This window comes from Enterobacter cloacae complex sp. IR5441 (assembly GCF_049238215.1).
GTDB lineage: Bacteria > Pseudomonadota > Gammaproteobacteria > Enterobacterales > Enterobacteriaceae > Enterobacter > Enterobacter hormaechei_C.
The window spans coordinates 122,378-144,648 of the sequence record NZ_JBMKIA010000006.1; the positions used below are offsets into that span (position 1 = coordinate 122,378).

The following is a 22,271-nucleotide window of genomic DNA, read 5'->3' on the forward strand; positions in this document are numbered from 1 at the left end:
GTCTTAATCGCGGAAGTTTTTAAACTGGAATGGCTGACCGAGATCGCCGCCACGCACCAGCGCCATCACGGATTGCAGGTCATCACGGGATTTTCCGGTCACGCGGATCTCTTCACCCTGGATCTGCGCCTGCACTTTGAGCTTACTGTCTTTGATAAGCTTAACGATTTTTTTCTGTACCGCGCTCTCAATCCCCTGCTTCAGCTTCGCTTCCACAAACCAGGTTTTGCCGCTGTGAACAAAATCTTCCGGTACATCGAGTGAGGTCCCTTCAATGCCGCGCTTGAGCAGCTTGGCGCGCAGGATATCCAGCAACTGGTTGACCTGGAAATCAGACTCGCTCAGGACTTTGATCGTCTTGTTCGCGTCGTTCAGTTCAATGGTCGCCTCAACGCCACGAAAATCGAAACGTGACTCAACCTCACGGACAGCATTTTCTACGCCGTTACGCGCTTCCTGCAAATCAACTTCAGAAACAATATCGAAAGATGGCATCTTTTCTTCTCCCTTCATTTTTGTTGCGTTGCATAATACCCGCAACGAGGCATAACGAGAAGCTTAGCTGATGGCGCTATACTTAGCGTCAAAGCACCTGGCGCCGTTGCAGGTGAGGAGGAACGATGAAAGTAACAGTGCTTGGATGCGGAGCCCTTGGCCAACTCTGGCTTACAGCGCTATGCAAACAGGGACACGACGTTCAGGGCTGGCTGCGAATTCCCCAGCCCTATTGCAGTGTGAACGTAATTGGTACAGACGGTTCAATTTTTAACGAGTCTTTGACGGCAAACGATCCGGAATTTCTCGCCACCAGTGATTTGCTGCTGGTCACGCTGAAGGCCTGGCAGGTCTCCGATGCGGTGAAAAGCCTGGCCGCCCAGTTACCTGAAAGCACGCCAATCCTGCTGATTCACAACGGTATGGGTACCATTGAAGAGCTAAAATCTGTCCGGCAACCGCTGCTGATGGGGACAACCACCCACGCGGCACGTCGCGACGGTAACGTCATTATCCATGTTGCCAGTGGTATCACCCATATCGGTCCTGCGCGTGAACAGACCGGCGATTACAGCTATCTTGCGGATACCCTGCAAAGCACGCTGCCTGACGTCGCCTGGCACAATAACATTCGCGCGGAACTGTGGCGCAAACTGGCGGTCAACTGCGCGATCAATCCGCTGACCGCCCTGCTGGATTGCCCTAACGGTGAGCTGCGCAAGCATCCCGATCGGGTAGCGCTGATTTGCCGGGAAGTTGCCGCCGTCATTGAACGCGAAGGCTACCACACCTCAGAGTCCGATTTACGTTATTATGTCGACCAGGTCATTGAGAGTACGGCAGAAAATATCTCCTCAATGTTGCAGGATATCCGGGCTATGCGGCATACCGAAATTGATTACATTACCGGTTATCTGTTAAAACGCGCCCGGGCACACGGTATTACCGTTGCGGAAAACAGTCGTCTGTTTGAGTTAGTAAAACGAAAGGAGAGTGAGTATGAGCGCATCGGCACTGGTATGCCTCGCCCCTGGTAGCGAAGAGACAGAAGCGGTCACCACCATTGATTTGATGGTGCGTGGTGGTATTAAGGTTACTACCGCCAGCGTCGCCAGCGACGGAAGTCTGGCGATTACCTGCTCGCGTGGGGTGAAGATCCTGGCGGATGCACCGCTTGTACAGGTGGCGGACGGTGATTACGACATGATCGTTTTGCCGGGTGGGCTGAAGGGTGCAGAGTGTTTCCGCGACAGCCCGCTGCTGGTTGAAACCGTTCGTCAGTTTCATCTTTCCGGGCGTATCGTCGCGGCAATCTGTGCGGCCGCGGGTACGGTGCTGGTTCCGCACGACATTTTCCCCATCGGCAATATGACAGGCTTTCCTGGCCTGAAGGACACAATTCCGGAAGATCAGTGGGTGGATAAACGCGTGGTCTGGGATCCGCGCGTTAACCTGCTCACCAGCCAGGGGCCGGGCACCGCCATTGATTTTGGCCTGAAGATTATTGACCTGCTGGTCGGGCGCGAAAAAGCGTACGAAGTGGCGTCATCGCTGGTGATGGCGGCGGGGATTTATAATTTCTACGAAGCCTGATGTCCTCCCGGGCTGGCAACGCGCTGGCCCGTCTGCCCTACAGAAATAGTGCAGCCAGCGTCACAGTTCTGTGATTCATTTTCCTGCCCTAAAGCGTCTCTCCACCGTTTTACCCTTTCAAAAACCCTTTATTTTCAGACAAATAATCAAATCCGCACCGCATTGCATGCCTGTTTGACAGGCTAAAAGAACCGTGAAAAACTGCATTCAACTGGTATATACCAGTTTAAAAATCCGCCAGCAAAGCCTGATAACATCAACAGCGGCGGGAGAGCAGAAATCTCTTCTGGAGTAAGCAATGTGATTACATTTCTTGAGCACAGAGTCATTCCTGTACTGATTCGCGTAGGCGAAAATAAAATACTGGTCGCCGTGCGCAACGGTATTGCGCTGACCTTACCCTTCACCATCACCGGTAGCCTGTTTCTCATTCTCGCCAATCTACCGATACCCGGCTGGAGTGAATGGCTTGGCCCGTTTGCCGAAAAGCTCAGCGCCCCGGTGGGCGTTACCTTTGGTGCAATAGGGCTGATTTCTGCGGTGGGTATCAGCTACAACCTCGCGAAGGAGTACAACCTCAACGCTATCACCTGCTGCATAGTCACGCTGGTGGTTTTCTTACTGGCGCAACTCAACGACAGCTATCAGCTCAACGTTGACAATCTTGGTGCGGCGGGGCTGTTTTCTGCCATCATCCTGGCGATTTTGACGGTGCACATCGTGCGATTTTTTATCCGGCACAACGTCGTGATCACCCTGCCGGAGGGCGTGCCTCCTGCCGTGGCGCAATCTTTTGCGAGCCTGATCCCCGCCGCGGTAGCAATCACTCTGATCTGGCTGATTAGGGTCATCCTGAATTTTGATATCAACCACTTCTTCACCCTGCTGCTCAGCCCGCTCGTCTCCGGCCTCGGTTCGCTGCCGGGCATGCTGGTGCTTATTTTTCTGATTTCGCTGCTGTGGTGCTGCGGCATACATGGCGACAACGTGCTTTCCGGCATCACCAGTCCCATTTTCCTGAAATACATCGCTGAAAATACTCAGGCCTATCTGCATCATCAGCCCATTCCCCATATTACCGCCGACGGGTTTTATATCGTCTTTATGTGCCTGGGCGGAACGGGCGCGACCATGGGGCTGGTCATTGCCATGCTGCGTTCCCGCAGTCGGCTGTACAAATCAGTGGGTAAGCTCTCCCTGCCCTCCGCGATATTTTGTATTAACGAACCTGTCATTTTCGGTTGCCCGATAGTCTTCAACCCACTGCTGATGATCCCGTTTACCCTGACGCCGATGATCCTGTGCATCTCAACCTGGTCGCTGATGTACTTCGACATCATTGGTCGCCCCGTCTTACAGATCCCCTGGACCATGCCGCCGATTTTCGCCGCATGGTTCGTGACCGGCGGCAATATCCCTGCCGTGATCTGGTCCATCTGCACGCTGGTTATTTCCGCCCTGGTCTGGCTGCCGTTTTTCAAACTGGCCGAGCGCAAACAACTTGAAACCGAAGCGGCCGAAGAAAATGCCCGCCGCAACGCGGACACGCTTTCCGACCCCATCTTGTAAAAAGGAACCACGATGAAAAAGCTCAAGGTTGTCACTATTGGCGGCGGCTCCAGCTACACGCCAGAATTGATCGACGGTTTTATCAAACGCTACGCAGAGCTGCCGGTCACCGATTATTATTTGCTGGATATTGAAGAGGGAAAAGAGAAGCTGGAGATTGTCGGAAAGCTGGCCCAGCGCATGGTAGCTGAAGCCGGGCTCCCAATGAATATCCACCTGACGCTCGATCGGGAAGAGGCGCTGAAAGATGCCGATTTTGTCACCACGCAGCTGCGTGTCGGCTTTCTTGATGCCCGCATCAACGATGAAAAAATCCCGCTAAAATACGGCGTTCTGGGGCAAGAGACGACAGGTCCCGGCGGGTTTATGAAAGCTCAACGCACGATCCCGGTCCTGCTGGATATCTGTAAGGACATGGAAAGATGGTGCCCGAACGGCTGGCTGATTAACTTCACCAACCCGGCCGGGATTGTCACCGAGGCAATCACCCGCCACTCGGCCATTCGGACCATAGGCATTTGCAGTGGCGCAAACAGCATGATGATGGACATCGCCAAAGCCTACGGCGTGCAGAAGTCGGACGTTTACGCACGCATTATTGGTCTGAACCATCTTATTTTTGCCGACCAAATTTTCCTCAAGGGAGAGGATTATACCGACGACTTTATTGAAAAACTGGCCGAGGGCAGCGCAAATAACTCCCTGAAAAATATACCGGACATTGCGTTTAGTGCCCGCTTTGCCAGGGCACTCCACATGTACCCTATCTCCTACCTCAAATACTATTTTTTGACCCGCGAGATGACCGACGCCGCGCTGCGCGATGCAAATACTAAGGGAACCCGCGGCGAGCAGACGCGCGAAATTGAGCAACGGCTTTTTACGCTTTATCAGGATCCCCATCTCGCGCACAAGCCGAAAGAGCTGGAGCAGCGCGGAGGCGCCTGGTACTCCGATACTGCATGCTCGATCATCAGCGCTATTTATAACGATAAAAAAGAGATCCACGTCGTAAATGTTCCTAACAGGGGCACAACACCCGATCTGCCGGATCACGTTACGCTGGAAACCAACGCCATGATCGACCGAAACGGCGCGCATCCCCTCGCCTATGGCAGGCTGCCCGTGAAGATTCGCGGCCTGATCCAGAGCGTGAAGGCCTATGAAGAGCTCACCGTTGAGGCCGCTGTCACTGGAAATTACGACACGGCGCTGCTGGCGCTGAGCGTAAATCCCCTTGTGCCTTCTGCCGCCGCGGCAGAACAGATCCTTAATGAATATCTTGAGGTCAACCACCGTTATTTACCCCAGTATGCTAAACGTAAGGACGCACAATGAACGTAGAACAGACAGACGATTATGCGGCGCTGAGTGACGCCGTGGCGAAAGCGGTCATTGAAACCGTTACGCAAAAACCCGATGCGCTGATTTGCATCGCGGGTGGAGATACGCCGCTGGGCGTTTTTGCCGCGCTTGTGCACGCCAGCAAACAGGGCAGGGTCGATTTTTCCCGTGCGGCATTTGTTGGCCTGGATGAGTGGCTGGGGCTCGGTCAGGCCGATAAAGGCAGCTGCCGGGAGATGGTATGGGGCCATTTCTTCAGCCACCTGGCCCTGCGCGACGATCAGATCTGTTTCTTTGATGGCCTGACGCAATCCCCCGAGGAAGAGTGTCAGCGTGTGGATAACTTTATTACGGCCCACGGTGGGCCTGACATCATTGTGTTGGGGATCGGTATGAACGGCCATATCGGCTTCAATGAACCGGGCGCCGCCCTCGATACCGGTTGCCACATCGTGGACCTGGATGCGGTGACGCAGGCCGTTTCGGTTAAATACTTCGGCCAGCAGCGTCATATCCGTCAGGGCATTTCGCTGGGGATGAAGACTATCCTGGCCTCACGGGCCATTATTTTGATGGCAAGCGGCGAGAAAAAAGCCGACATCATCGCAACAACCGTCAATTCCGCACCGGACCCGGCGGTTCCCGCGACGCTGCTAAAGCCGCACCCACGGTTAAGGATCATTGTCGATAAAGCGGCAGCCGCTAAGCTGTAAAAGAGAAACAGGCGCTGATGCGCCTGTTATCGTTTGATATGCATATTCTTGACGCGGAAAATATCTGCCCGGTTGTAGCTGATGGAGAAGTTAAATGCTCTACCGTCATCGAGGCGCGTGACTTCGGTAATTTTCAACATCGGCTGGCCTGGCAGAATATTGAGATGGGCCGCCAGCTCCTCATCAAAAAGATCCGCTTCAATCAGTGAATCGGCGTCGCTGATTTTCTTACCGGTAAAGTCTTCAATATAGCCATACAGCGATCCCTCTTCGAGAATAGCCTGCGGAACAGTGGCAACCACCTTGTGAGGAATATTGCTGTCTTCAATTAACACCGGCTGTCCGTCCAGTAAACGGATACGGCGAATAAACCAGACATCATCACCCTGCGCAATTTCGAGGTGCTGTGCCAGCGCCGCGTCGGCGTGAAGGGTCGTCAACGTCAGCAAGCGGCTGGTTACGTTGACCCGCCCCTGAAATTCACGGGAAAACCCGAGAATACTGTCACTCTTTTCATTATTCAGAATGTAAATATTGCTGGCAGTATTCTTTAAAACAAACATGCCCTTGCCGTGGATACGCTCGATATACCCTTCCTGTACCAGCATCGCCATGGCTTTCTGAACCGTTACGCGCGTAACGTCATAAATACCGGCAAGATCGCGCTCCGACGGAATGCTTTCGCCCTTTTTGTAGACTTCATTGAGAATATCTTTTTTGATTCTCTCTTTGATTTCCCAGTACTTATGTTTTTTTTCCATTGTCGATTACCCGGCCAAAAAGAGCATAGAATCGCAGGCCCGGTAGCGCTCGCGCCACCGGGCGAGAAACTACGGGCGATACACCTTCACGTTCGCGAAGCCCTGCTCACGCAGATACAGCGCCTGCAAACGGCTCATGACCCCACGTTCGCACCACAGCAGATACGTTTTGCTCTGGTCGAGATCGCCAAACTGGGTGCTCAGCTTGTAGAACGGCAGCGAAACCACCTCGACGCCTTCCACCTGCAACGGCTTGTCATCCTGCTCATCAACAGAACGGATATCCAGAATCGTATCGTTAGCACCGAAGCCGCTGACCGTCTCCACCTCAACCACTTCCTGCTCGGTCTGCTGAGCGATCTCACGGATATCGATGTTGGACGCTTCCGCCACCACTTTTTCCAGGATGCTGAAATCGAAGTTCTCTTCTTCCGCTTCGATCTTCGCCTTCACCGCTTTGATGGTTGGACTTTTTGAGATCACACCGCAATATTCCGGCATGGTGCGGGCAAAATCTTCAGTACCGATTTTACGCGCCAGATCGATGATGTGCTCTTTATCGTGAGAGATCAGCGGACGCAGGATCAGCGTATCAGACACGTTATCGATAAGACGCAGGTTAGTCAGCGTCTGGCTGGAGACCTGCCCCAGCGCTTCACCGGTGACCAGCGCCTGCACGCCGTAGCGCTCAGCCACTTTGGACGCCGCACGCACCATCATACGTTTCAGCACCACGCCCATCTGGCCGTCGTCCACTTTTTCGAGGATTTCGCCGACCACCGGCTCAAAGTTGATCGCCACAAAACGCACGCGGTGAGAGCTGCCGAAGCGGTTCCACAGGTAATGCGCCACCTGACGTACGCCGATTTCATGCGCCGCGCCGCCCAGGTTAAAGAAGCAGTAGTGCACGCGGCAGCCACGACGCATCAGCATATAGCTGGACACGCCGGAGTCGAACCCGCCGGAGATCAGCGACAGCACATCTTCCTGAGTGCCGATAGGGAAACCGCCAATACCTTCATAACGACCCTTGACCAGCAGCAGGCGATCGTTTTCGATCTCAAGGTTAACGGTGACGTCCGGGTTAGTCAGGCGCACGCGCGCCGTTTCAACGTGCTGGTTCAGACCACCACCGACGTAGCGCTCAACCTCAATAGAGCTAAACTCATGCTTACCCCGGCGCTTCACGCGCACGCAGAACGTTTTCCCTTCGATCTGGTCGCGGTACTGCACCAGCGCCTTTTCGAAGATATCGTGCATATCGGTGAAGGGAACGTCTTCCACTTCCAGAATATGGTGAATACCCGGGATACGGGTCAGCGCGTCGCGAATATCAAGACGTTTGTTTTCGTCTTTCGCGCGGACTTCTACGTGGTCCCAGTGACGCACCACGGCGAGCGTTTCGTCGTAGTGTTTTAATACGTTACGAATGTTCCCGGTGAGAATTTTAATAAAGCGCAAACGCACGGATTGGCTTTTGATGGTGATTTCAGGGAACAATTTAATGATAAACTTCATGGCGGCAATGTTTCTTAGGCAAGCTTATAAAGGCTTGTAGTGGAAAATGATACAGCAGCCCACACCCGTGGCTGCATCCAGGCGCGCAAGTATACCACCATCGCGCCACTCGCGTTATTTGATAATTGCCCCGAGTCCGTTACCATGTCAGGGCGAAAAATTTAAGAGTCAATTCACTATGCCGAAGAAAAACGACGCACCGGCCAGTTTCGAAACTGCGCTGAGTGAACTGGAGCAGATCGTTATCCGTCTTGAGAGCGGCGATCTCCCGCTGGAAGACGCGCTCAACGAATTTGAACGCGGCGTGCAGCTCGCGCGCCAGGGGCAGGTAAAACTCCAGCAGGCCGAGCAGCGTGTGCAGATCCTGCTTTCCGACAGCGAAGACGCTAAAACCACGCCATTCACACCGGACGCCGAGTAAATGGATTTTTCCAACGCGCTTCAGGCGCGCGTTATCCGCGCCAACGATGCGCTGCGCCGATTCATTGAGCCGCAGCCTTTTCAGAACACTCCTCTGGTTGAAGCCATGCACTATGGCGCACTCTTGGGGGGTAAACGCCTGCGTCCGTTCCTGGTGTATGCCACGGGCAATATGTTCGGTATCAGCGATAACACGCTGGACGCACCGGCAGCCGCCGTGGAGTGTATCCACGCCTATTCGCTGATCCATGATGATTTGCCGGCCATGGACGATGACGATTTGCGTCGCGGTCAGCCAACCTGCCATATCAAATTTGGCGAAGCGAATGCCATTCTGGCGGGGGATGCGCTGCAAACCCTGGCCTTCTCCATTCTGAGCGATGCGCCGATGGTTGAGGTGAGCGATCGCGATCGTCTGGCAATGGTGTCCGAACTGGCAATGGCCAGCGGCGTCGCCGGGATGTGCGGCGGCCAGGCGCTGGATTTAGAGGCTGAAGGGCGTCAGGTTACTCTGGAACAGCTGGAGCGCATCCACCGTCACAAAACGGGCGCACTGATTCGTGCAGCCGTTCGCCTGGGCGCGTTGAGCGCGGGTGAACGCGGGCGTAAAGCCCTGCCGATTCTGGACAGATACGCAGAAAGTATCGGTCTGGCATTCCAGGTTCAGGATGACATTCTGGATGTGGTGGGCGATACTGCAACATTGGGAAAACGTCAGGGTGCGGATCAGCAGCTTGGCAAAAGTACCTACCCCGCCCTGTTGGGCCTTGAGCATGCCCAACGTAAAGCCCGGGATCTGATAGACGATGCCCGCCGGTCGCTGAATGAGCTGGCCGCGCAATCGCTGGATACCTCGGCACTGGAAGCGCTAGCGGACTACATAATCCAGCGTGATAAATAAACTATAAATCTCGATGAGCCTTTGATGAGTTTTGATATTGCCAAATACCCGACACTGGCGTTAGTTGACTCCACTCAGGAGTTACGTCTGTTGCCGAAAGAGAGTCTGCCGAAGCTGTGTGACGAGCTGCGTCGCTACCTGCTCGACAGCGTTAGCCGCTCCAGCGGCCACTTCGCCTCCGGACTTGGCACGGTTGAGCTGACCGTGGCGTTGCATTACGTCTATAACACGCCGTTCGATCAGCTGATCTGGGATGTAGGCCACCAGGCCTATCCGCACAAAATTCTGACCGGACGTCGCGATAAAATTGGCACCATTCGCCAGAAAGGGGGCCTGCACCCGTTCCCGTGGCGCGGCGAGAGTGAATATGATGTGTTAAGCGTCGGCCACTCTTCCACCTCCATTTCTGCGGGCATTGGTATTGCCGTTGCCGCCGAAAAAGAGAATAAACAACGCCGCACCGTCTGCGTGATTGGCGACGGGGCGATCACCGCCGGGATGGCCTTTGAGGCCATGAACCACGCGGGCGATATCAAACCGGACATGCTGGTGATCCTCAACGACAACGAAATGTCGATCTCCGAGAACGTCGGCGCGCTGAATAACCATCTGGCGCAGCTGCTGTCCGGCAAGCTTTACTCCTCACTGCGTGAAGGCGGTAAAAAAGTCTTCTCCGGTGTACCGCCGATTAAAGAGCTGCTTAAGCGTACCGAAGAACACATCAAAGGCATGGTCGTGCCGGGTACGCTGTTCGAAGAGCTGGGCTTTAACTATATTGGCCCGGTGGACGGCCACGATGTGCTGGGCCTGGTGACGACGCTTAAAAACATGCGCGACCTGAAAGGCCCGCAGTTCCTGCATATCATGACCAAAAAAGGGCGTGGTTACGAACCGGCGGAAAAAGATCCGATCACCTTCCACGCGGTGCCTAAGTTCGACCATACCAGCGGCTGCCTGCCGAAAAGCAGCGGCGGGATGCCGAGCTACTCAAAAATCTTTGGCGACTGGCTGTGCGAAACGGCGGCGAAAGACAACATGCTGATGGCGGTGACGCCTGCCATGCGTGAAGGCTCCGGCATGGTGGAGTTTTCCAAAAAATACCCGGACCAGTATTTCGACGTGGCTATCGCCGAGCAGCACGCGGTAACCTTTGCTGCGGGCCTGGCGATTGGCGGCTACAAGCCGGTGGTAGCGATCTACTCTACCTTCCTGCAACGCGCCTACGATCAGGTTATCCATGACGTTGCCATTCAGAAGCTGCCGGTGCTGTTTGCTATCGATCGCGCGGGCATTGTGGGGGCTGATGGCCAGACGCACCAGGGCGCGTTTGATCTCTCCTTCCTGCGCTGCATCCCTGATATGGTGATCATGACGCCAAGCGACGAAAACGAGTGTCGTCAGATGCTGTATACCGGTTACCACTATCAGGACGGCCCCTGCGCGGTACGTTATCCGCGCGGTAATGCCCTTGGCGTTGAATTACAGCCGCTGGAAAAACTGGATATCGGTAAAGGTCTGGTGAAACGCCGTGGTGAAAAAGTGGCGATCCTGAATTTTGGTACGCTGATGCCGGAAGCGGCAAAAGTCGCTGAAAACCTGAATGCGACGCTGGTCGATATGCGCTTTGTGAAGCCGCTCGATGAATCTCTGATTCTGAGCATGGCGGAAAGCCATGACGTTCTGGTCACGCTGGAAGAGAACGCCATCATGGGTGGCGCGGGTAGCGGCGTGAACGAAGTGCTTATGGCGAACCGTAAAGCCGTTCCGGTGCTTAATCTCGGCCTCCCTGACCACTTCATCCCGCAAGGCACCCAGGATGAGGCGCGCGCCGACATTGGTCTGGACGCCGCCGGTATCGAAGCTAAAATCCGCACCTGGCTGGCCTGATCCCTCCCCTTTTCTGCTCCTGCTATGCTTAAACGTATTGTTTAAACAGCAGGAGCGGAACCATGCAATACACGACATTAGGAAAAACGGACCTTAAGGTGTCCCGGCTTTGCCTGGGATGCATGACGTTTGGCGAGCCTGACCGGGGAAATCATGCCTGGACGCTGCCGGAAGAGAGCAGCCGCCCTATCATCAAGCGCGCCATTGACGGCGGCATCAACTTCTTCGATACCGCCAACAGCTACTCAGACGGCAGCAGCGAAGAGATTGTCGGCCGCGCCCTGCGAGATTTTGCCCGTCGTGATGACATTGTGGTCGCCACTAAGGTGTACTACCCGTCAGGCGATCTGGCGGAAGGCCTTTCTCGCGCGCAGATCCTGCGTTCCATTGATGACAGCCTCAGACGCCTGAACATGGATTACGTCGACCTGCTGCAAATCCACCGCTGGGATTACAACACCCCGATCGAAGAGACGCTTGAAGCGTTAAACGACGTTGTGAAAGCCGGTAAAGCGCGCTACATCGGCGCATCGTCCATGCATGCCTCACAGTTTGCCCAGGCGCTCGATCTCCAGGCGCAGCACGGCTGGGTGCGCTTTGTCACCATGCAGGATCACTACAACCTGATTTACCGGGAAGAAGAGCGCGAGATGCTGCCGCTCTGCTACCAGGAAGGCGTGGCGGTGATCCCGTGGAGCCCGCTGGCGCGCGGAAGGTTAACCCGTCCGTGGGGGGAAACTACCGCCCGGCTGGTATCGGATGAAGTGGGTAAAAACCTGTATGACGATACAGAAGCCAGCGATGCGTTAATTGCCGAACGCTTAGCCGGGATCGCCGACGATATCGGTGCAACGCGCGCGCAGGTGGCGCTGGCGTGGCTGCTGAGCAAGCGCGGTGTCGCCGCGCCGATTGTGGGCACATCGCGGGAAGAACAGCTGGATGAGTTGTTAAGTGCGGTGGACTTATCGTTGACGCCGGAGCAGATTGCAGAGCTGGAGACGCCGTATCAGCAGCATCCGGTGGTAGGGTTTAAATAAACACTTGCCGGGTGGCGGCTTCGCCTTACCCGGCCTACAAATAAAGTGCGATCGTAGGCCGGGTAAGGCGAAGCCGCCACCCGGCAAAACACTCACCCAAAGTGATCGTACCCTTTCCAGTCAAGCGTAACCGGGGCGCCGTCGCGGACAAACAGCAACCCTTCACTTTCCGGCATCACCTGCCCGATGCAGGTAAATTTCGCGCCGAGATGCGCTAGCGCCACATCCAGCGTCCCGCGATTCAGCTCAGGCACGGTGAAGCACAGCTCATAATCTTCTCCACCGGATAACGCCCAGCGCAGCGCCTGTTCAGGTTCGACATGGCGAAGCAGTTGCTCCGACAGCGGGAACAGATCCAGGTCAACGCGTGCGCCCACGCCGCTGGCCTTCAGGATATGGCCGAGATCGGAGATCAGCCCGTCAGACAAATCGATAGCCGAACTGGCCCGCTCGCGCAGCGCCTGACCGTGCAGAATACGCGGCGTTGGCCGCAGATGGCGCTTCACCAGATACGCCGCATCGTCAGCATCTTCAACCGTTAAACGGTTCTGAAGGATCGCCAGCCCTGCCGCGCTGTCGCCCGGCGTACCGGTCACGTAGATCCAGTCGCCTGGTTTTGCACCCGAGCGCTTCAGCGCGCGCCCGGCAGGCACATAGCCGTGGATTGCCAGGGTCATGGACAGCGGACCGGCGGTGGTATCACCGCCAATCAGCTGCATATCGTAATAATTCAGCTGTTCAAACAGGGCATCGCTGAAGGCTTCAAGCCAGGCTTCATCCACCTCCGGCAGGGTCAGAGCCAGCGTCAGCCAGGCCGGGTCGGCGCCCATTGCCGCCAGATCGCTGACGTTCACCGCCAGCGCTTTATACGCCAGATCGGCAGGATCGATATCCGGCAGGAAATGACGCCCACACACTAAGGTGTCGGTGCTGATTGCCAGCGTCTGTTTTTCGGGAATATTGAGAAGTGCGCAGTCATCGCCAATGCCGGTTTCAACATCAAGACGAGAGGTTCTGACACGGTCGAAATAACGGGCAATCAGGGAGAATTCGCCGCATGCCATACGTTATGCCTCAGCAAATTAAATAAAAAAACCGGAGCCGCACTGCCAAAAAGGCAATGCAAGACACCGGTTTGCGGATCACTTTTTGTGGGGACGGATCGCAGGTGCGGCTTTATCCAGCACGCCGTTAACAAACTTGTGGCTGTCTTCAGCGCCGAAGGTTTTCGCCAGTTCGATCGCTTCGTTGATGGCCACTTTGTACGGCACATCATCACGTTTAGACAGCTCAAACAGCGCGATACGCAACACTGCTTTTTCGACCTGGCCCAGCTCTTCGAGCAGACGGGACAGGTATGGCTTCATCAGACCATCGAGATACGCGCTATTAGTCGCCACTCCCGACAGCAGTTCACGGAAGTACAGAACGTCAACGTCTTTCACGTCCTGTTCTGACAGGAACTGGTATTCAACATCAGCGATGTCGTTCTGGGACAACTGCCAGGAGTAAAGTGCCTGGACGGCACATTCACGGGCGCGGCGACGAGCAGCAGGTTTCACGGAATTCCCCTTACAAAAAAATCAGGCCTTGATGGCTTTCAATACATTGATCATTTCAAGCGCGGTCAGTGCAGCTTCTGCACCTTTGTTACCGGCTTTAGTGCCAGCACGTTCGATGGCTTGTTCAATACTTTCGGTGGTCAGCACGCCGAACGCGACAGGGATTTCAGCATCCTGTGCAACGTGTGCCAGACCGTTGCTTGCACCGCCCGCAACGTATTCGAAGTGCGCAGTGCCGCCACGAATAACGGTACCCAGCGCAATCACCGCGTCGTATTTACCGGTTTTCGCCAGCGCGCCCGCCGCCAGTGGCAGTTCGTAAGCGCCTGGAACCCAAACAACGGTAATGTTGTCATCTTTAACCTGGCCGATACGTTTCAGGGCGTCAACCGCACCTTCCAGCAGGCTATCGTTGATGAAGTTGTTGAAACGCGCAATGGTGATGGCGACGCGAGCGTCCGGGGTAGCTACAGCAGCTTCAATAATGTTCATACTCTTCCTTTACGGGTTCATTTGGCCCCGCAGGGGGGCGGATTTTATCATAATACTTTGCGCACTGCTTCCCTATTTCAGGAGCAATTACGCTGTCGTTAAATGGAGGCAGACATCCGGGCCTACCGGACGAATCTCGCTGAATGAGAGTTGCGGCGCATCGGCCAGTTTTTCAAGGCCGGGCAGCACAAACAGGCCGCGCGCGTCATTACCTAACAGTTTAGGCGCAACGTAGACGAGAAGCTCATCCACCAGCCCCGCCTGAAGCAGTGCGCCGGCGAGCGTCGGACCGGCTTCAACCCAGATGCTGTTGACCTGCTGTTTGCCGAGCAACATCATCAGCACCACGAGATCGAGATGCCCGTTATGTTCCGGCACCATAATGCTGCGCACGCCTTCCGGCCACTCGCGCGTATCTTCTTTGGTGCGGGCAATCCAGGTTTCACCCGGCTGCTGCACGATGCGGTGCTCCGGCGTCACGCGGTTCTGGCTATCAACAATAATGCGCAGCGGCTGACGCAGGTTCTCCTGCGGATAGAGCGCCTGCGTATCCGCATTCAGCTCTTCCCAGCGCACGGTCATGGCCGGATCGTCAGCCAGTACCGTTTCACTGCTGGTGAGAATAGCATGGCTTTGCGCGCGCAGACGTTGCACATCGCGCCTTGCCTGCGGCGAGGTGATCCACTGGCTCTCGCCGTTCGCCATCGCCGTGCGGCCATCCAGTGACGCGCCAAGCTTAAGCTGGATAAACGGGAAGCCGGTGCGCATACGCTTCAGGAAGCCTTTGTTGATGTTTTCGGCATCCTGCATCATCAGGCCGTGGCTGACGTCGATGCCTTCCTGTTGCAGACGATACAGCCCGCGGCCCGCCACCTGCGGATTAGGATCCTGCATGGCGGCGACAACGCGCGAGACGCCCGCCGCAATCAGCGCCTCACAGCACGGCGGCGTACGTCCGTGATGGCTGCATGGCTCCAGCGTCACATAGGCCGTCGCGCCACGCGCTTTCTCACCCGCCATGCGCAGGGCATGCACTTCAGCATGCGGCTCGCCTGCGCGGTAGTGAAAACCTTCCCCCACGATCTCGCCATCTTTAACAATGACGCACCCGACATTGGGGTTAGGGTGAGTGGTAAACTGACCGCGCTGCGCCAGCTTCATGGCGCGCGCCATGTACATCTCATCGTGCATGGGCTTAATCCTGTAAGCGGGCGATCTCTTCGCCAAACTCTTTGATGTCTTCGAAGCTGCGGTAAACGGAGGCAAAGCGGATATAGGCGACTTTATCGAGCTTCTTCAGCTGTTCCATCACCAGATTGCCGATCATTTTGCTCGGCACTTCGCGCTCGCCTAACCCCCGCAGATAAGATTTAATATGGTTTAACGCCATTTCGACATCATCGGAGCTGACGGGCCGTTTTTCCAGCGCCTTGAGCATCCCGCTACGCAGTTTCTCTTCATTGAACGGTTCGCGCACATCGTTACTTTTTACCACGCGCGGCATTACCAGCTCTGCCACCTCAAAGGTGGTAAAACGCTCGTTGCACACCAGACACTGCCGACGACGACGCACGGAAGACCCTTCGCCTACAAGACGCGAGTCGATGACTTTGGTATCCACAGCGGAGCAAAATGGGCAATGCATACGATGTCCCTGTTATCTGGTTAACTGATTTCTATTTTACCCTGAACTGGCCCGACAACAAAGGAAGAGCTTTTTGAGACAAAGGATCTATGCCTGACGGCATTATCCTGTCTACCATTGCAGCAATCTGTGATTTCAAGGAATTAAACGCAATGACAAGACGTTACCTGAAAATAGTGCTGGTGGGGAGCCTGTTCACGCTCAGCGCCTGCGCACAGCAAAGCGAAGTCCGTGAGATGAAACAAAGCGTGAATACGCTTAACGTGGCGATGGACAAACTTAACAAAGAAACCGTGAAGATCACCCAGCAGAACGCGCTCAATGCCAAATCCAGCAATGGCGTTTATTTATTGCCAGGTGCAAACACGCCCGCGCGTCTGAACAGCCAGATTGGCACGCTAAAGATGTCTGTGGTGAATGTTGCAGCGAATGCCGATGGTACTCGCGCAACATTACGCATTCAGGGTGAGTCCAACGATCCGCTTCCCGCGTTCAGCGGCACCGTAGAGTGGGGCCAGATTCAGGGCACCACGGAGAGCTATCAGGAAGTGAACGTGAAGAATCAGCTCTTCACCACCCCCGCCAGCACGCTGGCGCCGAGCGATGTTGATATCCCGCTCCAGCTGAGCGGACTGACCCCAGAACAGCTGGGCTTTATCCGTATTCACGACATTCAACCCGCCGCGCAATAACCCGCCCTTCTAGCGGAGTGAAATGTCACTCCGCTAACATTTACATTTCGTATGGATTGGCAACATAAATGATTGCCGCTACAATCCCGCCCGTCTAAAGTACGCAAACGTGAACGCAATCGATTACGTATGTGAGAGATATGTGAAACAACACATATTTTTGTGAGCAAGGATTCCTATAATAGGCTCCGCAGAAATACGAAATATTTAGAAACGCAATTCGCGCATTTTTCACTCCCGGAAGGGAATTTCAATCAGTGGCATGATTATGAAAAAAACATTATTCGCAGCCGGTGCAGTTCTGGCACTCTCCACCTCTTTCACTGTTAACGCAGCGGAAAACGACAAACCACAATACCTTTCCGACTGGTGGCATCAGAGCGTTAACGTTGTAGGCAGTTACCATACCCGTTTCGGACCGCAGATCCGTAACGATACCTACCTCGAGTACGAAGCATTCGCTAAAAAAGACTGGTTTGATTTCTATGGCTACATGGACGCACCGGTGTTCTTCGGCGGTAATACCGACGCGAAAGGTATCTGGAACCACGGTTCCCCACTGTTCATGGAGATCGAACCCCGCTTCTCTATTGATAAACTGACCGGTACCAGTCTGGCGTTTGGTCCGTTCAAAGAGTGGTATTTCGCAAACAACTACATCTACGACATGGGTCGCAACAAGTCCGGTCGCCAGAGCACCTGGTACATGGGTCTGGGTACAGACATTGAGACTGGCCTGCCGATGAGCCTGTCCATGAACGTCTACGCAAAATACCAGTGGCAGAACTACGGCGCCGCGAACGAGAACGAGTGGGACGGCTACCGTTTCAAAGTGAAATACTTCGTGCCAATTACCCAACTGTGGGGCGGCAACCTGAGCTATATCGGCTTCACCAACTTTGACTGGGGTTCAGACCTGGGCGATAACGATTTCCGCGACCTGAACGGCAGAAAAGCGCGCACTAACGACTCCATCGCGTCCAGCCACATCCTGGCGCTGAACTACGATCACTGGCACTACTCTGTTGTTGCGCGTTACTGGCACAACGGTGGCCAGTGGAACGACGACGCCAGCCTGAACTTTGGCAACGGCGACTTCAGCGTTCGCTCTACCGGTTGGGGTGGTTACCTGGTCGTGGGTTACAACTTCTAATCAGTGCGGATTCCGCCCGGTGGCGCTACGCTTACCGGGCCTACGATCCGAATGTAGACCGGGTAAGGCGTAGCCGCCCCCCGGCTTTTTACTGCCTCACCTTGCGCAAAAAATCTGCCAATGACCTGTCCGCACTCTCGCTAAACCGCCTCTCCGTCTGCACAATATTGAGGCATCGGTCGAGCCGGAAACAGCGGTAGTCATCGCGTCGCTCGCACCACGCAGCCAGCAGCCAGTGCTCCCCCCAGAAGAACAGCCCAAGCGGCTGCACCTCACGCCAGGTTAACTGCCCGGCCTCATCACGATAATGCAGCGCCAGCACGCGCTGCGCAGATATCGCCTGATGAATCACATCAAATCCGCTGCGGGAATGGGGCTGAAGCGCAATATCCGGCGCATATATACGCGTCTGCTCCGCCTTGCGGCGGCTCTCTTCTGGCAGGATCGCCAGCACTTTTTCCTGGGCCGACTCCAGCTCGCGCGACAGCGATTCCCCGCCCCAGGTTTTGAGCAGGCGAATCGCCACCATCAGCGCCTCGGACTCTTTGTTGGTCAGCATCAGCGGGGGTAAATCAAAACCCGACATCAGCCGATATCCGCTTCCCGCCTCGCCTTCCACCGGCACGCCGGAAAGCGACAGGTCGCGGATATCGCGGTACACCGTGCGCTCGGACACGCCAAGCCTTTCCGCCAGATGCGCTGCCGTTGTCAGACGCCTGCCCCGAAGGATCTGCACAATCTGGAACAAACGGTCAGCGCGTCGGGTCATCGGTTTACTCTCATACCGGTTGATGGAGGCCGACGCGATTACCTTCGCTGTCGGTAAACAGGGCTATAGTGCCAATGCCTTGCGGCAGTTCCAGCGGGCCAAACACGCACTCACCGCCCGCAGAAGCAATACGATCGAGCGTGGCCGCCAGATTGTCAGTATGCAGGTAAATAATAGCGCCCTGCGAAGACGGTGTAACGCCGTCAAATTTCGCCAGCGCGCCGCCGGTGGCCGGATCCTCGTGTGGGAAAATCGCCAGATCAGCCACGTCCATCTTCTCGCGCCGCAGCGCGACCTGCATCACCGACTCATAAAATTTGATGGCGCGATCCATATCGGCGACCGGAATTTCAAACCAGTTAATAACACTTTTCATACGTCCTCCTGCCTGTTGTTAGGGTTCAGAAGGAGTCTACGACAGGGCTCCTGACAGCATACTGTCAGGAGTGTTTGTGAGATGCAGACAAAAAAATCCCGGCCAACAGGCCGGGATTTCGATACTACATAAGACTCTTACGGCAGAATGGACGGCTGATCCGCCCCTTCTTTCTCGACTTTCTGCTGGATCAGATGCTCGCGCTTCATGCCCAGCTTCAGCGCCAGTGCGGACGCGACGTAGATAGACGAGGCCGTACCGATAGACACACCGATCAGCATGGTCAGCGAGAAGCCTTCCAGCACCGGGCCACCGAACAGGAACAGCATCAGGATCACCATCAGGGTGGTGCCGGAGGTGATCAACGTACGGTGCAACGTCTGGGTCAACGACACGTTAAAGATTTCGTACGGCGTGCCGCGACGGATCTTACGGAAGTTTTCACGAATACGGTCAGATACCACGATACTGTCGTTCAGTGAGTAACCGATAACGGACATCAGGGATGCCACAATCGTCAGGTCAATCTCAATGTGGAACAGAGACAGTATGCCCATGGTGATCACCACGTCGTGCGCCAGGGCGATAACCACGCCTGCCGCCAGTCGCCACTCAAAGCGGAAACCGACGTAAATCAGGATCGAGATCAGCGCCACCAGCAGCGCCATCGCACCGGTCTGCGCCAGGTCAGCACCAACGCTCGGGCCGACAAACTCAATACGCTTAACCGTTGCATCCTGGCTGGTCGTTTCGTTAATAACCTGGACGACCTTGCTGCCCAGCTCCTGGCTGCCGTTGGCATCGTGTACCGGCGGCATACGCACCATGATGTCGCGGCTGCTGCCGAAGTTCTGTAGCAGCGGCTCTTCAAAGCCCGCTTTTTGCAGAGACTCACGCATCTGGTCCATATCGACCGGTTTTTCCAGGGTAATTTCGATCACCGTACCACCGGTGAAATCCAGACCCCAGTTAAAGCCTTTCACGCCCATAATGACGATGGACAAGATCAGCAGAAAACCTGAAATGCCGAAGGCCCAGTAGTCCCAGCGCATAAAGTCCCAGACTTTACGGCCGTGGTTCAATTGTTCAACAGTATATTCCTGTGCCACAACGCACTCCTCAGATAGACAGCTTTTTGACGCGCTTGCCGCCGTACAGCAGGTTCACGATGGCACGGGTGCCGACAATAGCGGTAAACATCGACGTTGCGACACCGATACCGGTAGTAATCGCAAAGCCTTTGATCGCGCCAGTACCCACTGCATACAGGATAAGAACCTTAATCAGTGTTGTTACGTTCGCATCGAAGATGGAGCTGAACGCCCCTTTGTAGCCTTCTTCGATCGCCTGCTGTACAGAACGACCGTTGCTCAGCTCTTCTTTGATACGTTCGTTTATCAGTACGTTGGCGTCGACCGCCACCGCAAGGGTTAGAACGATACCCGCAATCCCCGGCATGGTCAGCGTCGCCCCCGGCAGCAGGGACATGATACCGATGATCAGCACCAGGTTGGCAATCAGCGCGGAGGTCGCAATCAGGCCGAACTTCTTATAGAAGAAGATCATGAAGATGATGGACACCGCCAGACCGGCCAGACACGCTTCCAGACCCTGTTTGATGTTCTGCATACCCAGGGTTGGACCGATGGTACGTTCTTCAACAATCTGAATTGGCGCAATCAGCGCACCGGCACGCAGCAGCAGAGAGAGCTGACGCGCTTCGTTCGGGTTGCTGATACCGGTAATACGGAAGCTGTTACCCAGACGAGACTGGATGTTGGCGATGTTAATCACCTCTTCCTCTTTCACCAGCACGGCACGGCCATTGGCGTCTTTCTTACCGCTGTCTTTGTACTCCACGAACAGGGTCGCCATCGGCTTGCCGATGTTGTCCTTGGTGAAGTTAGACATGATGTTGCCACCTGCGCTATCCAGCGAGATGTTAACCTGCGGCTGGTTGTACTCATCCTGGCTTGAAGTGGAGTCGGTAATATGGTCACCGGTCAGGATCACGCGTTTGTACAGCACAACCGGCTGGCCTTCGCGGGTCTGTTTCACTTCGGAATCGCCCGGCACACGGCCTGAAGCCGCAGCAGCCTGGTCGACATTGGAGTTAACCAGACGGAACTCCAGGGTCGCCGTCGCGCCCAGAATCTCTTTCGCACGGGCGGTATCCTGGATACCCGGCAGTTCGACCACGATACGGTCAGCACCCTGACGCTGTACCAGTGGCTCAGCCACGCCCAGCTGGTTTACACGGTTACGCAGAATGTTAATGTTCTGCTGAACGGCGTATTCACGTGCTTCACTCAGACGCGCGTCGGTCATTACCGCACGCAGCTGGTTGCTGCCCTGAGAGGTGATCACCAGATCGCGGTGACGCTGAGACAGATACGTCACAGCCTGATCGCGTGCCGCGCTGTCGCGGAACGTGATGCTCAGGCCGTAGTTATCTTCTTTACGTACGGTGGTGTACGGAATGCCCTTATCGCGCAGATCGCTGCGCAGGCTGTCGATATTCTGTTCCTGTAGCTTGCCGAGCGCGGTATCCATATCCACTTCCATCAGGAAGTGAACGCCGCCACGCAGGTCAAGACCCAGTTTCATTGGCTCTGCGTTCAGCGCAGCCAGCCAGCGTGGGGTTGCAGGAGCAAGGTTAAGCGCCACGACATACTTATCACCCAGCACGCCCATCAGCGCTTCACGTGCGCGGAGCTGCGTGTCGGTGGTGTCGAAGCGAGCAAGAATTGCGCCCTCTTCCAGTGCCACAGACTTAGCGGTAATTTTTTCTTCTTGTAACGTTTTCTGGACCTGGATCAGCGTTTGCTCACTGGCGGCGACACCGCGCGCGCCAGTGATTTGAACGGCCGGATCCTCACCATACAGGTTGGGAAGCGCGTACAGCAGGCCGACGATAATCACGACGACCAGCATGATGTACTTCCACAAAGGATAACGGTTTAACACGGCAGTTCCCTTTGGGAAAAGTTGGGATTACAGCGCCTTCATGGTGCCTTTCGGCAGAACGGCAGCTACGAAGTCACGTTTGATAACCACTTCAGTGGTGTCGTTGAGGGCGATAGCAATGTAGCCGTTTTCCGCTACTTTGGTTACGCGACCCACCAGGCCACCATTGGTCAGGACTTCATCGCCCTTCGCGATGGAGTTCATCAGGTTTTTGTGCTCTTTAGTACGCTTCTGCTGTGGACGCAGGATCATGAAGTAGAAGATCAGACCGAACACAACCAGCATCAGAATCAGAGACATCGGGCTGCCCTGCGCTGGTGCACCCGTTGCTGCTACCGCATCAGAAATAAAAAAGCTCATTCAAATTCCCTCATTAT

At 55.3% G+C, this 22,271-nt stretch carries 24 protein-coding genes; 11 read left to right on the plus strand and 13 right to left on the minus strand.

Annotated elements, in window-relative coordinates:
* Positions 1–3: 3 nt before the first annotated feature.
* Positions 4–495, minus strand: a complete 492-nt coding sequence (locus ACOTX5_RS09650) for a YajQ family cyclic di-GMP-binding protein (protein ID WP_017383179.1) — start codon at positions 493–495, stop codon at positions 4–6.
* A 125-nt stretch (positions 496–620) separates the two neighbouring features.
* On the opposite strand from ACOTX5_RS09650, the gene panE reads away from it, so the two are divergent.
* From panE to ACOTX5_RS09675, 5 genes are all read left to right on the plus strand, one after another.
* Positions 621–1,532 (plus strand): 2-dehydropantoate 2-reductase, encoded by a 912-nt coding sequence (gene panE / locus ACOTX5_RS09655; RefSeq protein ID WP_045911111.1) that lies wholly within the window; start codon positions 621–623, stop codon positions 1,530–1,532.
* Complete coding sequence (gene yajL / locus ACOTX5_RS09660; protein WP_015571288.1) at positions 1,495–2,088, plus strand: protein deglycase YajL; 594 nt, start codon at positions 1,495–1,497, stop codon at positions 2,086–2,088. Before panE ends, yajL begins: the two co-directional genes overlap by 38 nt.
* Before the next feature lie 300 nt (positions 2,089–2,388).
* Positions 2,389–3,657 (plus strand): PTS sugar transporter subunit IIC, encoded by a 1,269-nt coding sequence (locus ACOTX5_RS09665; RefSeq protein ID WP_032670497.1) that lies wholly within the window; start codon positions 2,389–2,391, stop codon positions 3,655–3,657.
* A gap of 12 nt (positions 3,658–3,669) precedes the next feature.
* Positions 3,670–4,995: a 6-phospho-beta-glucosidase gene (locus ACOTX5_RS09670; protein ID WP_045911112.1), complete on the plus strand. Its 1,326-nt coding sequence runs from the start codon at positions 3,670–3,672 to the stop codon at positions 4,993–4,995.
* Positions 4,992–5,714 carry a glucosamine-6-phosphate deaminase gene (locus tag ACOTX5_RS09675; RefSeq protein WP_017383175.1) on the plus strand — a complete coding sequence of 241 codons (723 nt, stop codon included), beginning with the start codon at positions 4,992–4,994 and terminating at the stop codon, positions 5,712–5,714. The genes ACOTX5_RS09670 and ACOTX5_RS09675 overlap by 4 nt, the downstream gene beginning before the upstream one ends.
* Positions 5,715–5,740: 26 nt before the next feature.
* Here ACOTX5_RS09675 and ACOTX5_RS09680 read toward each other — a convergent pair whose 3' ends face one another.
* Both ACOTX5_RS09680 and thiI read right to left on the minus strand, forming a co-directional pair.
* Entirely contained in the window at positions 5,741–6,475 is a 735-nt protein-coding gene (locus tag ACOTX5_RS09680; protein ID WP_017383174.1) for a GntR family transcriptional regulator, read from the minus strand.
* Positions 6,476–6,544: 69 nt separating this feature from the next.
* A complete protein-coding gene (thiI, locus tag ACOTX5_RS09685; protein ID WP_006809903.1) occupies positions 6,545–7,993 on the minus strand; it encodes a tRNA uracil 4-sulfurtransferase ThiI in 1,449 nt (482 codons plus the stop codon).
* Between the two features lie 178 nt (positions 7,994–8,171).
* Here thiI and xseB point away from each other — a divergent pair, with 178 nt between their 5' ends.
* The 4 genes from xseB (at position 8,172) to ACOTX5_RS09705 (ending at position 12,238) form a co-directional block, all read left to right on the plus strand.
* The gene (gene xseB, locus ACOTX5_RS09690; RefSeq protein WP_015571292.1) at positions 8,172–8,414 is read left to right on the plus strand and encodes an exodeoxyribonuclease VII small subunit; all 243 of its coding nucleotides are present in this window, start codon (positions 8,172–8,174) and stop codon (positions 8,412–8,414) included.
* Entirely contained in the window at positions 8,415–9,314 is a 900-nt protein-coding gene (gene ispA, locus ACOTX5_RS09695; protein WP_015571293.1) for a (2E,6E)-farnesyl diphosphate synthase, read from the plus strand.
* Between the two features lie 24 nt (positions 9,315–9,338).
* Complete coding sequence (gene dxs, locus ACOTX5_RS09700) at positions 9,339–11,201, plus strand: 1-deoxy-D-xylulose-5-phosphate synthase (protein ID WP_015571294.1); 1,863 nt, start codon at positions 9,339–9,341, stop codon at positions 11,199–11,201.
* 62 nt (positions 11,202–11,263) lie between these two features.
* A complete protein-coding gene (locus tag ACOTX5_RS09705) occupies positions 11,264–12,238 on the plus strand; it encodes an aldo/keto reductase (RefSeq protein WP_045911113.1) in 975 nt (324 codons plus the stop codon).
* 92 nt (positions 12,239–12,330) lie between these two features.
* Here the strand turns inward: ACOTX5_RS09705 and thiL are convergent, their stop codons facing one another.
* From thiL to nrdR, 5 genes are all read right to left on the minus strand, one after another.
* Positions 12,331–13,302, minus strand: a complete 972-nt coding sequence (gene thiL / locus ACOTX5_RS09710; protein WP_023296013.1) for a thiamine-phosphate kinase — start codon at positions 13,300–13,302, stop codon at positions 12,331–12,333.
* Positions 13,303–13,380: 78 nt separating this feature from the next.
* Positions 13,381–13,800, minus strand: a complete 420-nt coding sequence (nusB, locus tag ACOTX5_RS09715) for a transcription antitermination factor NusB (RefSeq protein ID WP_006809908.1) — start codon at positions 13,798–13,800, stop codon at positions 13,381–13,383.
* 21 nt (positions 13,801–13,821) lie between these two features.
* On the minus strand, positions 13,822–14,292 hold the full coding sequence (ribE, locus tag ACOTX5_RS09720) for a 6,7-dimethyl-8-ribityllumazine synthase (protein WP_003859098.1): 471 nt from the start codon (positions 14,290–14,292) through the stop codon (positions 13,822–13,824).
* A gap of 87 nt (positions 14,293–14,379) precedes the next feature.
* Complete coding sequence (gene ribD / locus ACOTX5_RS09725) at positions 14,380–15,483, minus strand: bifunctional diaminohydroxyphosphoribosylaminopyrimidine deaminase/5-amino-6-(5-phosphoribosylamino)uracil reductase RibD (protein ID WP_045911114.1); 1,104 nt, start codon at positions 15,481–15,483, stop codon at positions 14,380–14,382.
* A gap of 4 nt (positions 15,484–15,487) precedes the next feature.
* Positions 15,488–15,937, minus strand: coding sequence for a transcriptional regulator NrdR (nrdR, locus tag ACOTX5_RS09730; protein ID WP_003859099.1), 450 nt, complete (start codon positions 15,935–15,937; stop codon positions 15,488–15,490).
* Between the two features lie 152 nt (positions 15,938–16,089).
* Between nrdR and ACOTX5_RS09735 the strand changes: the two genes are divergently transcribed.
* Together ACOTX5_RS09735 and ACOTX5_RS09740 are read left to right on the plus strand one after the other, a co-directional pair.
* Positions 16,090–16,629: a DUF3251 domain-containing protein gene (locus ACOTX5_RS09735; RefSeq protein WP_045911141.1), complete on the plus strand. Its 540-nt coding sequence runs from the start codon at positions 16,090–16,092 to the stop codon at positions 16,627–16,629.
* A gap of 268 nt (positions 16,630–16,897) precedes the next feature.
* On the plus strand, positions 16,898–17,782 hold the full coding sequence (locus tag ACOTX5_RS09740; protein ID WP_032670818.1) for a nucleoside-specific channel-forming protein Tsx: 885 nt from the start codon (positions 16,898–16,900) through the stop codon (positions 17,780–17,782).
* Positions 17,783–17,870: 88 nt separating this feature from the next.
* Here ACOTX5_RS09740 and ACOTX5_RS09745 read toward each other — a convergent pair whose 3' ends face one another.
* The 5 genes from ACOTX5_RS09745 to yajC all read right to left on the minus strand — a co-directional run bounded on the left by ACOTX5_RS09745 (position 17,871) and on the right by yajC (position 22,254).
* Positions 17,871–18,551 carry a helix-turn-helix transcriptional regulator gene (locus tag ACOTX5_RS09745; RefSeq protein WP_017383166.1) on the minus strand — a complete coding sequence of 227 codons (681 nt, stop codon included), beginning with the start codon at positions 18,549–18,551 and terminating at the stop codon, positions 17,871–17,873.
* Positions 18,552–18,561: 10 nt separating this feature from the next.
* The gene (locus ACOTX5_RS09750; RefSeq protein WP_017383165.1) at positions 18,562–18,927 is read right to left on the minus strand and encodes a VOC family protein; all 366 of its coding nucleotides are present in this window, start codon (positions 18,925–18,927) and stop codon (positions 18,562–18,564) included.
* A 137-nt stretch (positions 18,928–19,064) separates the two neighbouring features.
* Positions 19,065–20,036, minus strand: coding sequence for a protein translocase subunit SecF (gene secF, locus ACOTX5_RS09755; protein ID WP_003859105.1), 972 nt, complete (start codon positions 20,034–20,036; stop codon positions 19,065–19,067).
* A gap of 10 nt (positions 20,037–20,046) precedes the next feature.
* A complete protein-coding gene (gene secD / locus ACOTX5_RS09760; protein ID WP_017383164.1) occupies positions 20,047–21,894 on the minus strand; it encodes a protein translocase subunit SecD in 1,848 nt (615 codons plus the stop codon).
* Positions 21,895–21,921: 27 nt separating this feature from the next.
* Positions 21,922–22,254, minus strand: coding sequence for a preprotein translocase subunit YajC (gene yajC / locus ACOTX5_RS09765; protein ID WP_003859109.1), 333 nt, complete (start codon positions 22,252–22,254; stop codon positions 21,922–21,924).
* Positions 22,255–22,271: the final 17 nt, after the last annotated feature.

What these genes read in the sequence shown, in the direction of transcription:
- ACOTX5_RS09650 (WP_017383179.1), bottom strand. Translation starts at nt 495, where the DNA reads ATGCCATCTTTCGATATTGTTTCTGAAGTTGATTTGCAGGAAGCGCGT.
- panE (WP_045911111.1), top strand. Translation starts at nt 621, where the DNA reads ATGAAAGTAACAGTGCTTGGATGCGGAGCCCTTGGCCAACTCTGGCTT.
- yajL (WP_015571288.1), top strand. Translation starts at nt 1,495, where the DNA reads ATGAGCGCATCGGCACTGGTATGCCTCGCCCCTGGTAGCGAAGAGACA.
- ACOTX5_RS09670 (WP_045911112.1), top strand. Translation starts at nt 3,670, where the DNA reads ATGAAAAAGCTCAAGGTTGTCACTATTGGCGGCGGCTCCAGCTACACG.
- ACOTX5_RS09675 (WP_017383175.1), top strand. Translation starts at nt 4,992, where the DNA reads ATGAACGTAGAACAGACAGACGATTATGCGGCGCTGAGTGACGCCGTG.
- ACOTX5_RS09680 (WP_017383174.1), bottom strand. Translation starts at nt 6,475, where the DNA reads ATGGAAAAAAAACATAAGTACTGGGAAATCAAAGAGAGAATCAAAAAA.
- thiI (WP_006809903.1), bottom strand. Translation starts at nt 7,993, where the DNA reads ATGAAGTTTATCATTAAATTGTTCCCTGAAATCACCATCAAAAGCCAA.
- xseB (WP_015571292.1), top strand. Translation starts at nt 8,172, where the DNA reads ATGCCGAAGAAAAACGACGCACCGGCCAGTTTCGAAACTGCGCTGAGT.
- ispA (WP_015571293.1), top strand. Translation starts at nt 8,415, where the DNA reads ATGGATTTTTCCAACGCGCTTCAGGCGCGCGTTATCCGCGCCAACGAT.
- dxs (WP_015571294.1), top strand. Translation starts at nt 9,339, where the DNA reads ATGAGTTTTGATATTGCCAAATACCCGACACTGGCGTTAGTTGACTCC.
- ACOTX5_RS09705 (WP_045911113.1), top strand. Translation starts at nt 11,264, where the DNA reads ATGCAATACACGACATTAGGAAAAACGGACCTTAAGGTGTCCCGGCTT.
- thiL (WP_023296013.1), bottom strand. Translation starts at nt 13,302, where the DNA reads ATGGCATGCGGCGAATTCTCCCTGATTGCCCGTTATTTCGACCGTGTC.
- ribE (WP_003859098.1), bottom strand. Translation starts at nt 14,292, where the DNA reads ATGAACATTATTGAAGCTGCTGTAGCTACCCCGGACGCTCGCGTCGCC.
- ribD (WP_045911114.1), bottom strand. Translation starts at nt 15,483, where the DNA reads ATGCACGATGAGATGTACATGGCGCGCGCCATGAAGCTGGCGCAGCGC.
- nrdR (WP_003859099.1), bottom strand. Translation starts at nt 15,937, where the DNA reads ATGCATTGCCCATTTTGCTCCGCTGTGGATACCAAAGTCATCGACTCG.
- ACOTX5_RS09735 (WP_045911141.1), top strand. Translation starts at nt 16,090, where the DNA reads ATGACAAGACGTTACCTGAAAATAGTGCTGGTGGGGAGCCTGTTCACG.
- ACOTX5_RS09740 (WP_032670818.1), top strand. Translation starts at nt 16,898, where the DNA reads ATGAAAAAAACATTATTCGCAGCCGGTGCAGTTCTGGCACTCTCCACC.
- ACOTX5_RS09745 (WP_017383166.1), bottom strand. Translation starts at nt 18,551, where the DNA reads ATGACCCGACGCGCTGACCGTTTGTTCCAGATTGTGCAGATCCTTCGG.
- ACOTX5_RS09750 (WP_017383165.1), bottom strand. Translation starts at nt 18,927, where the DNA reads ATGAAAAGTGTTATTAACTGGTTTGAAATTCCGGTCGCCGATATGGAT.
- yajC (WP_003859109.1), bottom strand. Translation starts at nt 22,254, where the DNA reads ATGAGCTTTTTTATTTCTGATGCGGTAGCAGCAACGGGTGCACCAGCG.